The 15,674-nt window shown below is 45.4% G+C and carries 15 protein-coding genes and 1 pseudogene; 10 read left to right on the forward strand and 6 right to left on the reverse strand.

Features of this window, described 5'->3' with window-relative positions; genetic code table 11:
- The first annotated feature begins 34 nt into the window (after positions 1-34).
- A complete protein-coding gene (locus tag BGM23_RS16435; protein WP_003245421.1) occupies positions 35-934 on the forward strand; it encodes an SDR family oxidoreductase in 900 nt (299 codons plus the stop codon).
- 46 nt (positions 935-980) lie between these two features.
- Here the strand turns inward: BGM23_RS16435 and comK are convergent, their stop codons facing one another.
- Positions 981-1,559 carry a competence transcription factor ComK gene (comK, locus tag BGM23_RS16440; protein ID WP_029317573.1) on the reverse strand — a complete coding sequence of 193 codons (579 nt, stop codon included), beginning with the start codon at positions 1,557-1,559 and terminating at the stop codon, positions 981-983.
- A gap of 292 nt (positions 1,560-1,851) precedes the next feature.
- Here comK and BGM23_RS16445 point away from each other — a divergent pair, with 292 nt between their 5' ends.
- The gene (locus BGM23_RS16445) at positions 1,852-2,085 is read left to right on the forward strand and encodes an IDEAL domain-containing protein (protein ID WP_003233142.1); all 234 of its coding nucleotides are present in this window, start codon (positions 1,852-1,854) and stop codon (positions 2,083-2,085) included.
- Positions 2,086-2,112: 27 nt separating this feature from the next.
- On the opposite strand, the gene BGM23_RS16450 is transcribed toward BGM23_RS16445, so the two are convergent.
- Complete coding sequence (locus BGM23_RS16450; protein WP_003245662.1) at positions 2,113-2,970, reverse strand: SDR family oxidoreductase; 858 nt, start codon at positions 2,968-2,970, stop codon at positions 2,113-2,115.
- Positions 2,971-3,081: 111 nt separating this feature from the next.
- Between BGM23_RS16450 and BGM23_RS16455 the strand changes: the two genes are divergently transcribed.
- The 7 genes and pseudogenes from BGM23_RS16455 to phoE all read left to right on the forward strand — a co-directional run bounded on the left by BGM23_RS16455 (position 3,082) and on the right by phoE (position 9,932).
- Entirely contained in the window at positions 3,082-4,611 is a 1,530-nt protein-coding gene (locus BGM23_RS16455; protein WP_003245031.1) for an FAD-dependent oxidoreductase, read from the forward strand.
- A gap of 54 nt (positions 4,612-4,665) precedes the next feature.
- Positions 4,666-5,292, forward strand: a pseudogene (locus BGM23_RS22415) (protoglobin domain-containing protein); the annotation flags it as partial.
- A 240-nt stretch (positions 5,293-5,532) separates the two neighbouring features.
- Positions 5,533-6,048 carry a methyl-accepting chemotaxis protein gene (locus BGM23_RS22420; RefSeq protein ID WP_326255844.1) on the forward strand — a complete coding sequence of 172 codons (516 nt, stop codon included), beginning with the start codon at positions 5,533-5,535 and terminating at the stop codon, positions 6,046-6,048.
- Positions 6,049-6,182: 134 nt separating this feature from the next.
- On the forward strand, positions 6,183-6,743 hold the full coding sequence (locus BGM23_RS16465) for a biotin transporter BioY (protein ID WP_003233151.1): 561 nt from the start codon (positions 6,183-6,185) through the stop codon (positions 6,741-6,743).
- 6 nt (positions 6,744-6,749) lie between these two features.
- A complete protein-coding gene (locus BGM23_RS16470) occupies positions 6,750-8,189 on the forward strand; it encodes an acyl-CoA synthetase (RefSeq protein WP_038427578.1) in 1,440 nt (479 codons plus the stop codon).
- Entirely contained in the window at positions 8,186-9,280 is a 1,095-nt protein-coding gene (locus BGM23_RS16475) for an acetyl-CoA C-acyltransferase (RefSeq protein ID WP_038427577.1), read from the forward strand. Before BGM23_RS16470 ends, BGM23_RS16475 begins: the two co-directional genes overlap by 4 nt.
- Before the next feature lie 70 nt (positions 9,281-9,350).
- Positions 9,351-9,932 (forward strand): phosphatase PhoE, encoded by a 582-nt coding sequence (gene phoE / locus BGM23_RS16480; RefSeq protein WP_017695347.1) that lies wholly within the window; start codon positions 9,351-9,353, stop codon positions 9,930-9,932.
- A 31-nt stretch (positions 9,933-9,963) separates the two neighbouring features.
- On the opposite strand, the gene BGM23_RS16485 is transcribed toward phoE, so the two are convergent.
- From BGM23_RS16485 to BGM23_RS16495, 3 genes are all read right to left on the reverse strand, one after another.
- Complete coding sequence (locus BGM23_RS16485; RefSeq protein WP_003233159.1) at positions 9,964-10,935, reverse strand: ABC transporter substrate-binding protein; 972 nt, start codon at positions 10,933-10,935, stop codon at positions 9,964-9,966.
- A gap of 216 nt (positions 10,936-11,151) precedes the next feature.
- Positions 11,152-12,144, reverse strand: coding sequence for an NADPH:quinone oxidoreductase family protein (locus BGM23_RS16490; protein WP_029726297.1), 993 nt, complete (start codon positions 12,142-12,144; stop codon positions 11,152-11,154).
- Between the two features lie 71 nt (positions 12,145-12,215).
- The gene (locus BGM23_RS16495; protein WP_029726298.1) at positions 12,216-12,665 is read right to left on the reverse strand and encodes a GNAT family N-acetyltransferase; all 450 of its coding nucleotides are present in this window, start codon (positions 12,663-12,665) and stop codon (positions 12,216-12,218) included.
- A gap of 433 nt (positions 12,666-13,098) precedes the next feature.
- On the opposite strand from BGM23_RS16495, the gene aprE reads away from it, so the two are divergent.
- The gene (gene aprE, locus BGM23_RS16500) at positions 13,099-14,244 is read left to right on the forward strand and encodes a subtilisin AprE (protein WP_029726299.1); all 1,146 of its coding nucleotides are present in this window, start codon (positions 13,099-13,101) and stop codon (positions 14,242-14,244) included.
- Between the two features lie 38 nt (positions 14,245-14,282).
- Here the strand turns inward: aprE and BGM23_RS16505 are convergent, their stop codons facing one another.
- Positions 14,283-15,563, reverse strand: a complete 1,281-nt coding sequence (locus BGM23_RS16505) for a M48 family metallopeptidase (RefSeq protein WP_003233175.1) — start codon at positions 15,561-15,563, stop codon at positions 14,283-14,285.
- Positions 15,564-15,674: the final 111 nt, after the last annotated feature.

A 15,674-nucleotide genomic window follows, 5' to 3' on the forward strand; every position in this document is an offset into this window, starting at 1 on the left:
CGAATGTACACCAAACAGAAAAGGAGCGTTGCTGATGTCTGATTCAAATCTTACGAATCCTATAAAAGCATTTTTTCATGATGAATTTCCCGAACAATATCAAGAACCGCCAGGCCTGCAAAAGAACATGAAGCCTGTCCCTGATTGCGGAGAAAAAAGCTACAAAGGATCAGGTAAACTAACGGGTCGAAAAGCGCTTGTCACGGGCGGCGATTCCGGTATCGGCCGCGCTGCCGCGATTGCTTACGCCAGAGAAGGTGCCGATGTGGCCATTAACTACTTGCCCGAGGAACAGCCAGATGCTGAAGAGGTAAAAGAGCTAATTGAAGCAGAAGGCCGAAAAGCAGTGCTGATCCCCGGAGATTTGAGCGACGAATCCTTTTGCCAAGATCTAGTCAAACAGTCGCATCACGAACTCGGCGGACTTGATGTGCTAGCGCTCGTTGCAGGCAAACAGCAAGCGGTCGAAAACATCGAAGATCTGCCTACTGAACAAATCTATAAAACATTTGAAGTGAACGTCTTTTCCCTTTACTGGGTTGTAAAAGCGGCGCTTCCGTATTTGCCGGAGGGAGCTTCAATTATCACAACTACCTCAGTTGAAGGCTATAATCCAAGCCCGATGCTGTTAGATTACGCAGCAACGAAAAACGCCATTATCGGCTTTACCGTCGGACTGGGAAAACAGCTTGCTTCCAAAGGCATCAGAGTAAATTCAGTTGCGCCCGGACCAATTTGGACACCGCTGCAAATTTCCGGCGGACAGCCGACGGAAAACATCCCGAAATTCGGACAAGGCACGCCGCCAGCTCCATTAAATCGCGCTGGACAGCCAGTGGAATTGGCCGATGTTTATGTATTTCTAGCTTCAGAGAATTCAAGCTATGTGACATCTCAGGTATATGGCATCACCGGAGGAATTCCGACGGCATAGCTTTATGAAAGGAGCTGCCCTGTTCGGTCAGCTCCTTCCTATTTTTCTAATACCGTTCCCCGAGCTCACGCAAAATAAAATCATAAATCATCTTCGTCCGCTCTTCCTTCGGGTACAGCATAAATTCCTGCCTTTTCGGCACGCGGTGGTCGATTCTGTCTTGGAATTTGGTTCTGAGCCACGCTGTTCGATATACCTGGTTCTCGAACGAATTATAAGAGATCGGCAGCTCCATCGTTTTCCCATTCGAAAACGTCACTTCCGTATCGTCGAATTCAGTCGCTTTGAATTCTTTTACATGCACATGGGAAATCCAGCCGCATTGGGGTCTTGTCGAAGAAAGTGTAGGGAATAAAAAGATTTGGTTCGAAGGGTCCACCATGATCGGCGGCTTGTGTGAAATTTTTGTCACTTCATAAGTTCCTGCTTTTCTTCCCGCATAGCTTGATCCAAAAAATCGGCAGCTTCTGTCGACAATTTGCAGCGGCTTCATGTTTACATAAAACACGCAATCTTTTTCAATAATTCTGGAACAGATTTTGCCGTCTATTTCTTCTGGCAGCACGGCAATTGTTGCGCCGTTCACTTCATACGATTCTAAAGGTGCGTCTGTTTTCTGACTCATATTATGGCCTCCATCCTTTTTCTGCAAAATTTATACTAATAATCTATCATCTGTTTTTGTAAAACGACAGGTTTTTTTAACATTTAAGATAAAATCATCTTTTAATGATATTTAATGGTACTAAATGACTAGTAATAAACCGATTTTACTTTCATAAGACTTGCCGGTTTACGGCATTTTGCAGGATATGTCGATAGATTGCCAAGTATTAGTTGTCTAAAAATTATAAAAATTTATTGATTTTTTCGACCGTTATCCATATACTATAAAAAAGGCATTGGGGGGATTCTTTATGAAAGAGAAAAAATCGTACACTGAGCTCATGAAGTCCCGCAACACGCAAAAAACAAAAGAATTCGATGTCACAATGACGGATATTTACATTCAAATGGTGCTCGATGAATCCTTGTATAACCGTCGGCTTGCCATGCTGACGGACCAAATTAACAAAGCCTTGGACGAAAAAGATAAAGATGCGTTTCTTACGCTCTCTAAAGAATATGCAGCGCTCAAGCAGAGCGAATAAGCCAATCCTTCAAGGATTGGCTTTTTATTATCCGTTCACAATTGTTCCGCCATTGACGTGAATCGTCTGCCCTGTGACGTATGTGGAATCGTCGCTGGCAAGGTATAGATAGCTTGGCGCCACTTCGACCGGCTGCCCCGGGCGTTCCATCGGCACGTCTGAACCAAACACTTCCACGTCTTTTGCGGCAAAGCTGGCCGGGATAAGCGGTGTCCAAATGGGACCCGGTGCCACTGCATTGACCCGTATGCCCTGCTGAACAAGCGACTGGGAAAGGGACCTTGTAAACGTAACGATCGCGCCTTTTGTCGCTGAATAATCGATCAGCGTTTTATTGCCTTTATAGGCGGTAATTGAAGCGGTATTAATAATAGAGCTCCCTTTTTTTAAATGAGGCAGCACTGCCTTTGTTAAGTAAAACATGGAAAAAATGTTTGTTTGGAAGGTTCTGATCAGCTGGTGGCTGGTGATTTTTTCAATGCTGGGCTGGACATGCTGCTCAGCTGCATTGTTAACCAATATATCAATGGATGGAAACACTTGGCTTGCCTGCCCGACCACATCATTGCAAAACGCTTCATCCCCGACATCTCCTGCAATCAGCAGGCATTTTACCCCTTCCTTTTCTACATACTGCTTTGTTTCCTCGGCGTCCTGATGTTCATTCAAATACACAATGACCACATTAGCCCCTTCTTTTGCGAATAACACCGAGACAGCGCGTCCAATCCCGCTGTCTCCTCCAGTAATAATAGCGGTTTTGCCCTCTAATTTTTTCGCTTTCTTCGGCTTATCAAAAACCGGACGCGGGTCCATCAGATATTCAAAACCAGGCTGCTGGTTCTGGTGCTGAGGCGGTAATGTTTTCTTTTTTTGATTCGCCAATGAAATCACTCCTTTTCAACCTTATTATGTTATGAACAATGCCTGCTTCCTATGTATGAAAAGATAGAATATGGAAAAATTAAGAATAAATCTGATTGGAGGTATAACGGCTTGGCTAATCAACATTTTGCAAAGGAAGCACCTGAAACATACTGGAAAACATCAACTGACCTGCCTTCTTTTCCTGCGCTTCAAGAGGACACTGAATGTGACGTCACCATTATCGGAGGCGGGATTACGGGAATCACAACGGCATATGAACTTACGAAGAGAGGCTTCCGTGTCGTTTTGATTGAAGCAAATCAGGTTCTTAACGGAACCACTGCGCATACAACTGCTAAAGTTACCGCACAGCATGACATGATATACGACGAATTTATCCGCCATTTCGGATTAAACCATGCGAGGCTTTATTATGAAGCAAACCAAAACGCAATTGATTACATAAAAGGCATTGTGGATGAACATCAAATTGATTGTGAATGGATCGAGCAAGACGCATATCTTTATACGGCAAATGAAAACGCTGTTCAAAAAATCCACACCGAGCATGAGGCATACACAAAGCTCGGAATTGAAAGAGACCTTATCAAGGATCTTCCAATTCCCTTAGGTTCTAAGCTGGCGCTTGTCATGAAGAATCAAGCTCAATTTCATCCGCTTCAATACTTAAAAGCGCTTCTGGAGCAAATTGTTCAAAAAGGCGGCCGAATTTATGAAGAGACCGTTGCGCTTGATATCAAAAAAGGCGAAAGGCCCGAAGTGGTAACAAAAAGCCGGCACGCCATTAAGAGCCGCTTTATCATATGCTGTTCCCACTTCCCTTTTTATGACGGAGGCGGATTATATGCTGCGAGAATGTACTCCGACAGATCTTATGTCCTTGCCATCAAGCCGAAGATCGAGTATCCCGAGGGCATGTATTTGAGTATCGATCAGCCGTCAGTGGCGCTCCGCTATACGGTTGTAAACGGTGAAAAGCTGATTCTCTTCAGCGGAGTAAGCCATAAAACAGGCCAGGGAAAAGCCATGTCTACACATTATGAAACACTGAGACAACTGGCCGAAAGCACCATCGGCATCGAAAGCATTCCATATTATTGGTCCACCCAAGATCTAGTGACGATCGACAAAATCCCGTTTATCGGGCCGATGTCGGAAAATGAGGACAATATTCTAGTAGCGACCGGGTTCAAAAAATGGGGCATGACGTCCTCAGCAGTCGCAGCCACTTTATTGTCAGACCTTGTGGAGAAAAAAGAAAACCCATACGAAAGCATTTTCACGCCGTCCCGTTTCCATCTGAATCCCGGGTTGCAGAAAGTGATTTCCTACAATGCAGATGTCGCCAAGCATTTGATAAAAGGAAAGCTTGAAAAGCCTGATGTCCAATTTGAAGACATTTCGCCAGGAGAAGGGAAAGCCGTCACCATAAACGGCAGGCGAGCGGGAGCATTTCGTGATGAGACAGGCTGCCTCCATCTCGTTGATACGACTTGTACCCATTTAGGCTGCGAGGTCGAGTGGAACGACAGTGAGCATACGTGGGATTGTCCGTGCCACGGATCACGCTTTAAGCCATCTGGCGAAGTTGTAGAGGGTCCGGCCATTAAACCATTAAAACAAATAGATCTCGATTAAACCGTTCATTTTAATGAACGTTTTTTCAAATATTTTTCATCTGCAGCTTCATTCATGTTTCCCTTGGCCGATAAAAAAGAAAAAGGCTTAAAAAGCCAAAAAGTAAAAATTATATTTTTCCCAAGGGGGATCATTGTATTGTTATTTAAAAAAGACAGAAAACAAGAAACAGCTTACTTTTCAGATTCAAACGGACAACAAAAAAACCGCATTCAGCTCACAAACAAACATGCAGATGTCAAAAAACAGCTCAAAATGGTCAGGTTGGGAGATGCTGAGCTTTATGTGTTAGAGCAGCTTCAGCCACTCATTCAAGAAAATATCGTAAATATCGTCGATGCGTTTTATAAAAACCTTGACCATGAAAGCTCATTGATGGATATCATTAATGATCACAGCTCAGTTGACCGCTTAAAACAAACGTTAAAACGGCATATTCAGGAAATGTTTGCAGGCGTTATCGATGATGAATTTATTGAAAAGCGTAACCGAATCGCCTCCATCCATTTAAGAATCGGCCTTTTGCCAAAATGGTATATGGGTGCGTTTCAAGAGCTCCTTTTGTCAATGATTGACATTTATGAAGCGTCCATTACAAATCAGCAAGAACTGCTAAAAGCCATTAAAGCAACAACAAAAATCTTGAACTTAGAACAGCAGCTTGTCCTTGAAGCGTTTCAAAGCGAGTACAACCAGACCCGTGATGAACAAGAAGAAAAGAAAAACCTTCTTCATCAGAAAATTCAAGAAACCTCTGGATCGATTGCCAATCTGTTTTCAGAAACAAGCAGATCAGTTCAAGAGCTTGTGGACAAATCTGAAGGCATTTCTCAAGCATCCAAAGCCGGCACTGTAACATCCAGCACTGTTGAAGAAAAGTCGATCGGCGGAAAAAAAGAGCTAGAAGTCCAGCAAAAACAGATGAACAAAATTGACACAAGCCTTGTCCAAATCGAAAAAGAAATGGTCAAGCTGGATGAAATCGCGCAGCAAATTGAAAAAATCTTCGGCATCGTCACAGGCATAGCTGAACAAACAAACCTTCTCTCGCTCAATGCATCTATTGAATCCGCCCGCGCCGGAGAACACGGCAAAGGCTTTGCTGTCGTGGCAAATGAAGTGCGGAAGCTTTCTGAGGATACGAAAAAAACCGTCTCTACTGTTTCTGAGCTTGTGAACAATACGAATACACAAATCAACATTGTATCCAAGCATATCAAAGACGTGAATGAGCTAGTCAGCGAAAGTAAAGAAAAAATGACGCAAATTAACCGCTTATTCGATGAAATCGTCCACAGCATGAAAATCAGCAAAGAGCAATCAGGCAAAATCGACGTCGATCTGCAAGCCTTTCTTGGAGGGCTTCAGGAAGTCAGCCGCGCCGTTTCCCATGTGGCCGCTTCCGTTGATTCGCTTGTCATCCTGACAGAAGAATAACCATCAAAAACCGGTCTGCCATACGGCCGGTTTTTTTGCGTTCATTATGTAAACTTAAATTAAAAATCAGTTGACATAATAATTACCTGCATTTATTGTATAACCATATTTGATTACTTTTTGGAGGATTTCACATGCTGAAATTAATCGACATGATGCATATTGCGATTTTCACCGCGCTGATGGCAGTGCTCGGCTTTATGCCCCCTCTCTTCTTATCCTTTACACCCGTTCCGATTACATTGCAAACGCTTGGTGTCATGTTGGCAGGCAGCATTCTCAGGCCAAAGTCTGCTTTCTTAAGCCAGCTTGTCTTTTTGCTGCTCGTCGCCTTCGGAGCGCCGCTGTTGCCCGGCGGACGAGGCGGTTTTGGTGTGTTTTTCGGACCGAGCGCAGGCTTTTTGATTGCTTATCCCCTCGCTTCATGGCTGATCAGTTTAGCCGCTAACAGGCTGCGGAAGGTGACAGTATTGCGTCTCTTTTTCACTCATATCGTATTCGGCATCATCTTTATTTATCTGCTTGGTATACCGGTACAAGCTTTTATCATGCATATTGATTTGTCACAGGCCGCCTTCATGAGCCTTGCATATGTGCCTGGTGATTTGATAAAAGCGGCTGTATCTGCATTTCTGGCGATAAAAATCACTCAAGCCTTGTCTCTTTCTGATACGATGTTTACAAAAGGAGGATGACAATACATGACAATTACTCATACCTATTCATCTACTGCCGAAACATCGCCCGGCCGTGTAGCGATCCAGACTGAATCGGAGCAAATCACGTACCATGATTGGGATCGGCTTGTCTCTCAAACCGCAAATTGGCTGCGGTCACAGCCGAGCATGCCGAATCGTGTGGCGATCCTGCTCCCAAATAGTCTCGCGTTTTTACAGCTGTTTGCCGGAGCCGCAGCGGCTGGATGTACGGCCATTCCCATCGACACACGCTGGAGCCCGGCTGAATGTAAGGAGCGGCTGTCCATAAGCAATGCGGATCTTGTGGTTACTTTAGCCTTTTTCAAAAACAAACTGACAGATAGCCAGACACCTGTTGTATTGCTGGATAACTGTATGGCAGATATTTCTGAGGCAGCCGCTGATCCCTTGCCTACCATTGATCCGGAGCACCCTTTTTATATGGGATTTACGTCGGGCTCGACAGGAAAACCGAAGGCCTTTACGCGATCTCACCGCTCATGGATGGAGAGCTTTACCTGTACAGAAACAGATTTTTCGATTTCATCAGATGATAAGGTTCTGATTCCCGGAGCGTTAATGTCCTCTCACTTCCTATATGGGGCTGTCAGCACCTTGTTTCTCGGAGGAACCGTTTGTTTGCTGAAAAAGTTTTCTCCTGCCAAAACGAAGGAATGGCTGAGCCGTGAATCCATCAGTGTTCTCTATACCGTACCGACGATGACAGACGCCCTCACAAGGATTGAGGGTTTTCCCGACAGTCCCGTCAAAATCATTTCATCCGGCGCAGACTGGCCGGCAGAACCCAAGGAGAAGCTTGCCGCTGCATGGCCTCATCTCAAGCTGTACGATTTTTACGGCACATCAGAGCTAAGTTTTGTTACGTTTTCTTCACCGGAAGACAGCAAACGGAAGCCTCATTCAGCGGGCCGCCCTTTTCATAATGTCCGGATCGAAATCCGCAACGCTGGAGGAGAACGCTGTCAGCCAGGGGAAGTCGGAAAAATATTTGTCAAAAGCCCGATGCGGTTTTCCGGCTATGTGAACGGCAGCACACCAGATGAATGGATAACAGTGGATGATATGGGCTATGTTGATGAAGAGGGCTTTCTATACATATCAGGAAGAGAAAACGGGATGATCGTGTACGGAGGATTAAATATTTTCCCAGAAGAAATTGAACGTGTGCTTCTCGCCTGCCCAGAGGTTGAAAGCGCGGCTGTCGTTGGCATTCCCGACGAGTATTGGGGAGAAATCGCTGTAGCTGTCATTCATGGAAACGCTAATGCCAGAACACTGAAAGCCTTGTGTAAACAGAAATTAGCCTCCTACAAAATCCCGAAAAAATGGGTGTTTGCAGACAGCTTGCCGGAAACGAGCAGCGGAAAAATTGCCCGTTCCAGAGTGAAAAAATGGCTGGAAGAGAGTATACAGTATAAATGAATGCGGTTATTGTTGATGCAAAACGAACGATCTTTGGAAATCAAAACGGACTGCTGAAGCCCTTCCTGCCGGAGGATTTGTCAGCTCCCATCATCCGCTGTCTCAGCCGAAAGCTAGAGGATCAAGTTGACGAGGTCATTCTCGGAAACGCTACCGGCAGAGGCGGCAACCTCGCCAGACTGTCAGCCCTTCAAGCCGGACTGCCTTTATCAGTTCCCGGAATGACAATTGACAGACAGTGCGGCTCCGGCCTTGAAGCTGTGCGCTATGCCTGCAGCCTTATTCAAGCGGGAGCCGGCACGATGTATATCGCGGGCGGCTCAGAAAGCAGCAGCCAATCCCCTTTTTCAGAACGGGCCCGCTTTTCTCCAGATGCCATCGGCGATCCAGACATGGGCATTGCGGCAGAATATACGGCTGCACGCTATTCCATCAGCAGAAGCATGCAGGATGAGTACGCCCTTCTCAGCCATCAACGCAGCAGGAACGCGCATGATGGAGGATTTTACCGTGAAGAAATTGTTCCTCTCGGGGAATTGGAGACGGACGAAGCATTTTTGAAAACGCGGCCAATAGAAGCGATTATTCCCCGTGCAAAGCCGGTTTTCGACACCAGCTCCGGAACAGTCACAGCAGCCAACAGCAGCGGCATAGCAGACGGAGCAGCGGCTCTTTTGGTAATGGAAGAAGAAAAAGCGGCAGCCCTGGGACTTAAGCCTGTGCTCCGGTTTATCGGCAGCGCAGTCAGTGGGATTCACCCCAACTATCCGCCCGCGGCACCGGTTGATGCGATCCGTAACCTCTTACATACACACGATGTAACACCTGAGGATATCGGTTTATTTGAAATCAATGAAGCCTTTGCCGTCAAAATTTGTGTCTGCTCGCAAGAACTCGGCATTCCCTTTTCAAAAATCAATGTGCGCGGCGGCGCCTTAGCTCTTGGCCATCCGTACGGTGCATCAGGTGCAGCTCTGGTAACCAGATTGTTTTATGAAGCGAAAAGACGGACAGACTGTCAATATGTGGTTGCAGCCATCGGAAGCGGCGGCGGAATTGGACTTGCTTTATTATTTGAAGTTCTTGCATAGGCTTTTTCATAGGACACACGCTTTCGATTTAGTATAATAGCGATATGAATAAAGTCAGGAAGGGGATTTTATGACAGCCGTTTGTTTAGTAAGACATGGAGAAACCGATTGGAACCTGCAGCAAAAATGCCAAGGAAAAACCGATATTCCGCTAAACACAACAGGTGAACGCCAAGCCAGAGAAACCGGAGAATATGTAAAGGACTTTTCTTGGGATATTATTGTGACGAGCCCGCTGAAAAGAGCGAAAAGAACCGCGGAAATTATTAATGAATATCTGCATCTTCCGATAGTCGAGATGGATGATTTTAAGGAACGCGATTACGGCGATGCGGAGGGCATGCCGCTGGAGGAACGGACAAAGCGCTATCCAGATAACATCTATCCGAATATGGAAACGTTAGAAGAACTCACTGACAGGCTGATGGGCGGTTTGGCAAAAGTGAACCAGGCGTATCCAAACAAGAAGGTGCTGATCGTGGCGCACGGTGCGGCAATTCACGCCCTGCTGACGGAAATATCCGGCGGTGACCCGGAGCTTCAAAGCACCCGTCTCGTCAACGCCTGCCTCAGCAACATTGAATTTGCAGAAGAAAAATGGCGGATAAAAGACTATAATATTAACAGCCACTTATCCGGCTTTATCAAATAAGAAAAAGACAGGCGTTTGCCTGTCTTTTCTTTTATTTCTTAGCAGCCGGCATCTCTTTTTGAAGCTCGTCCAAAATGGCATTCGCCCCGTCTACACTGCGGCGCAGAGACCACACCGCACGGTCCACATGGTATACATGCCCGTTTTTCACTGCCTTCAGTTTTTTCCAAAGGACATTCTTTTCGATCGGGCGTTTACCGTCGGCGTCGAGGTCATCTGTTTTTCCTGTCATCAGGATGATCACATCCGGATCTGTTTTCAGCAGCTGCTCCAGTGTCATTTTCATATTCACAGAGTCGCCGCCATTGCTTGAATCGCTATTGCCTGACGTACTGATTGCATATCGATAGCCGACCTGTGTTAAAAGTCTCGATGTAAAGAAGTTTTCATCCCTGGCCATAATCGTATCATTTGTATTTCCGATCAAAAGCACGGACTGGCTGTTCGCGCTGATTTTCTGCTTTGTCTCGCTAAGCTTTTCTTCATGCGCCGTCAGCTTTTTCTCCATTTCCTTCTCCTTGCCGACTGCTTTTGCAATCGTAAGCGAAGCGTCAATTGTATCCTGATAATCAGCATTTAAATTATTAAGTGCAATCGTCGGCGCTATTTTTTTCAGCTGATCGTACACCTTCTTATGCCGGGTCGTGTCAGCAATAATTAAATCGGGTTTTAATGAAGCGATTTTTTCCATGCTTGGCTGTGAGCGAGTGCCGACAGATGTGTAGCCGTCAATTTTCTTCAGCACATCCTTGTTGATCAGCTGCTTCGCTTTGTTGTCATCGGCAACCCCGACAGGCGTAATGCCGAGATCAAGCAGTGTATCAATAAAACCTAGCTCAAGAACAACAACCCGCTTCGGATGCTCAGGCACATTTGTCTTCCCTAAATCATGTGTTACCGCCACTTTATGTTCTTTACTGTTTTGATTGCCGCTTGAAGACGAGCAAGCAGCCGTTAAGACAGAAAGAAGTAAAACTGTAAGAATAATCAGTGTTTTTTTCATATGTTCCAGTCTCTCCTGTTGGTAGTTTCTATGGTTAAGATGTCCAAGAGTAGTATAACACGGAATGAGAATCATTATCACCAATTATTTTTAAAATGAGAAGAGAAAGTTCGGCTTACAGGAAAATCTTGTTTCGCGACACAGCAGTTCAGCAGCTGATCATCCTGTCCACAAAAAAGCTTGCAGAAAAATAACATTCTCTGCAAGCTGATCCTGTTAAAGCTTCACAATCACTCTTCCTTGAATGCGATTTTGCAAAATATCTTTTAACGCACCCGGCGTTTCTTCCAATGATACTTCCCTGTCCACGATGGTCAGCAGCTGATCAGGCTTGAGATCAGAAGACATGCGCTCCCAAACAGCGGCTCTGACGTCCATCGGACAATATACTGAATCGATTCCGAGCAGGCTTACTCCGCGAAGAATAAAAGGATACACGGTTGCCGGAACTTCTCCTCCGCCGGTTAAGCCGCTCACTGCGACAGATCCGCCGTATTGAATTTTGCTTAAAAGCGAGGCAAGCTGTTTTCCGCCGACTGGATCAACCGCTCCCTGCCATTTCTGCTTGGACAGCGCCTTAAGCGTTCCATCATAGACATCTTCCCTGCTGATTACTTCGCTTGCACCGAGCTGTTTCAAATAATCAGCCGCCTCCCGGTTTCCGGTGCTTGCCACCACATCATAGCCCCGTTTGTTCAGCATCGAAACCGCAATTCCGCCGACACCGCCAGTTGCTCCTGTGACTAGCACGCTGCCTTTTTCCGGAGACAGACCGTTCTGTTCAAGCCGATGCACTGATAACGCCGCAGTAAATCCCGCCGTTCCGTACACCATCGCTTCTTTTAACGAAAGATTCTGTGGCAAAGGCACCAGCCAGTCACCAGGCACCGAAGCGTATTCACTTAATCCGCCATCACGGGAGACACCGAGCTCATAGCTTGTCGCGATCACCTCATCCCCCTCCGCAAAACGCGGATCTTTGGAAGAAACGACCGTACCCGCAGCATCAATGCCTAAAATAAGCGGATACTCTCTGACGATATTGCCTCCTGCTTTTCCGGCCAGACCATCTTTGTAATTGATGCCGGAATAAGCAACTTTAATCAGGACACCATCCTTCGGCAAATCCTCTGTTGATATGGTTTTCACATGGACTGAAACATCATCGGCATTTTTTTCTGCCTGCAATGCTTGAAATAACGTTGACATTCGGCACACTCCTTTTCATTTATATCGTAACCGAAGAACGTTCAAAAAACCAAATCATCAAGCCGCCATTTTCACTTCGCCGGCACATTGAGAGAATAATGGACAAATGCGGTATCCTCTTCATAGCCGTTTTGCTCATACAAGCTTCTTGCCTTCCGGTTGTGGTGCTCAGTCTGAAGCGTTAAACATTTTGCCACGTTTTCCCCTGCATAATCCTTTGCAGCAGAAAGCAGCCGGCCGCCGGCTCCCTTTGTACGCGCATGAGGAACGACAAATAAGTCATTTAATATGTAGATCCTTTTCATTGACACAGAAGAAAACGTTGGATAGAGCTGGGTAAAGCCTATGAATTCTCCATTTTCTTCTGCTATCAAAATAACAGACTCGTGATTTTCCAAACGAGCTTTCAAAAAAGCCTCCGCCCCTTGCAAATCGGATGCCTGTCTATAAAATTCCCGATATTGGTTAAACAGCGGTGCGAGGGCTGCTGCATCTGATGTCTTTGCTTGGCGAATGTTCATCTCATTTCTTCCTCCCTCTCAATAATTTTTTTATTCTATCCCTTTTCTGTAAAGTTTATTTTTCAGAATACTTTTATCATCATGCTTTGAAAAAATATCACGATAATATCCATTGTTCTCACGGAAGCATATGCAGGTCATTTGAACGAATTTTTTCGACAGGAATTTGCAGGGACTCAGGAGCATTTAACCTAAAAAAGCATGACATTTCAGCATAATGAACATTTACTCATGTCTATTTTCGTTCTTTTCTGTATGAAAATAGTTATTTCGAGTCTCTACGGAAATAGCGAGAGATGATATACCTAAATAGAGATAAAATCATCTCAAAAAAATGGGTCTACTAAAATATTATTCCATCTATTACAATAAATTCACAGAATAGTCTTTTAAGTAAGTCTACTCTGAATTTTTTAAAAGGAGAGGGTAAAGAGTGAGAAGCAAAAAATTGTGGATCAGCTTGTTGTTTGCGTTAACGTTAATCTTTACGATGGCGTTCAGCAACATGTCTGCGCAGGCTGCCGGAAAAAGCAGTACAGAAAAGAAATACATTGTTGGATTTAAACAGACAATGAGTGCCATGAGTTCCGCCAAGAAAAAGGATGTTATTTCTGAAAAAGGCGGAAAGGTTCAAAAGCAATTTAAGTATGTTAACGCGGCCGCAGCAACATTGGATGAAAAAGCTGTAAAAGAATTGAAAAAAGATCCGAGCGTTGCATATGTGGAAGAAGATCATATTGCACATGAATATGCGCAATCTGTTCCTTATGGCATTTCTCAAATTAAAGCGCCGGCTCTTCACTCTCAAGGTTACACAGGCTCTAACGTAAAAGTAGCTGTTATCGACAGCGGAATTGACTCTTCTCATCCTGACTTAAACGTCAGAGGCGGAGCAAGCTTCGTACCTTCTGAAACAAACCCATACCAGGACGGCAGTTCTCACGGTACGCATGTAGCCGGTACGATTGCCGCTCTTAATAACTCAATCGGTGTTCTGGGCGTAGCGCCAAGCGCATCGTTATATGCAGTAAAAGTGCTTGATTCAACAGGAAGCGGCCAATATAGCTGGATTATTAACGGCATTGAGTGGGCCATTTCCAACAATATGGATGTTATCAACATGAGCCTTGGCGGACCTACTGGTTCTACAGCGCTGAAAACAGTCGTTGACAAAGCCGTTTCCAGCGGTATCGTCGTTGCTGCCGCTGCCGGAAACGAAGGTTCGTCCGGAAGCTCAAGCACAGTCGGCTACCCTGCAAAATATCCTTCCACTATTGCGGTAGGTGCGGTAAACAGCAGCAACCAAAGAGCTTCATTCTCAAGCGCAGGTTCTGAGCTTGATGTGATGGCTCCTGGCGTATCCATCCAAAGCACACTTCCTGGAGGCACTTACGGTGCTTACAACGGCACGTCCATGGCGACTCCTCACGTTGCCGGAGCAGCAGCGTTAATTCTTTCTAAGCACCCGACTTGGACAAACGCGCAAGTCCGTGATCGTTTAGAAAGCACTGCAACATATCTTGGAAACTCTTTCTACTATGGAAAAGGGTTAATCAACGTACAAGCAGCTGCACAATAATAGTAAAAAGAAGCAGGTTCCTCCATACCTGCTTCTTTTTATTTGTCAGCATCCTGATGTTCCGGCGCATTCTCTTCTTTCTCCGCATGTTGAATCCGTTCCATGATCGACGGATGGCTGCCTCTGAAAATCTTCACAAGCACCGGAGGATCAACCTGGCTCAGCCCCGTCACGGCCAAATCCTGAAACGTTTTAACAGCGGCTTCTCTGTTCTCTGTCAACTCGATCCCATACTGGTCAGCCTTATTCTCCTGATAACGTGAGACAGCATTAGAAAAAGGCGTCACCGCAAAGCTCAAAACAGAAAACAAAAGCAATAACAGCGGAAGTGCCGCAAGATCATGCCGCCCTTCTAAATGAAACATGCTGCGGGTTAGGCGAACCGTCCGCTTGTAAAGCTTATCAATGACATAAAATCCGGCGAGCGACACGAGCAAATAGCCAGCCAGACCGATGTAAACGTGCTTCATGACATAATGGCCCATTTCGTGGCCCATAATAAACAGAATTTCTGAATCGTCAAGTTTGTTCAGCGTCGTATCCCACAATACAATCCGTTTGTTGGCCCCGATTCCTGTAACATAGGCATTCAGCGCATTTGTTTTTTCTGACATGTTCACTTCATATACATGGTCAGCCGGAATATTGGCTTCATCTGCCAGCTCTAAAATTTTGCTTTCAAGCTCTTTGTTTTTCAGCGGATAAAAATCATTGTATAAAGGATCGATAATGACCGGCTGAATAAAAAACAGAAACAGCGAAAACGGCACTGTTAACAGCCAGGCGTATAACCACCATTTTTTTTCATGCCTTTTGATCAGCCAATAAAAAACGAGAACGCAAAGCGTAAAGATTGGAAAGCTGATCCAAAAGCTGATAACCTGATCCTTAGCCCAGCTGGCCGTTGTCTGTGTGGAAATGTTATAGTCAAGCGATACTTGATAGCCTATCCAATCTAAAGGCAGCGTCACCAATGTTGTAATCAGCGAAAGCACAAACACAAAACCAACGGTCTGCAAAAACCGAAAAGGCACGGCCGCTTCGATCCATTTCTTGATTTTCTTTGAAACACCGCTGACAAGCAGAACAAAAAACAGAAACCAATCAAGTGGTACCCCGATAAAAAATAAAAAATTCTTGACATTCGAATACTGCTCGGCCACTGCCAACTCAGACGGCTTCATGAAAGAAGCCGGATCAGCCTGCGTCCCTTTCACGGCTTCCGGTATTGCGGAATCACCCGACAGGAAAAAATACCAATAAAAAAACAGCCCGTACAGCACGTAAGCAAGTCCTGCTGCCGCAATCCACTTGCGCATAACGCCTCACTCCTCACATCAACCCGTTACTTCTATTGTAATCATAAATTCAAATTCTTAGAACCAAGCTGTGTTCCGCACTTTTCCACCCTTTTAAGCATGGAAAGCCCG

The sequence above is a fragment of the Bacillus sp. FJAT-14266 genome (genome assembly GCF_001719225.1).
Taxonomy (GTDB): Bacteria; Bacillota; Bacilli; order Bacillales; family Bacillaceae; genus Bacillus; species Bacillus subtilis.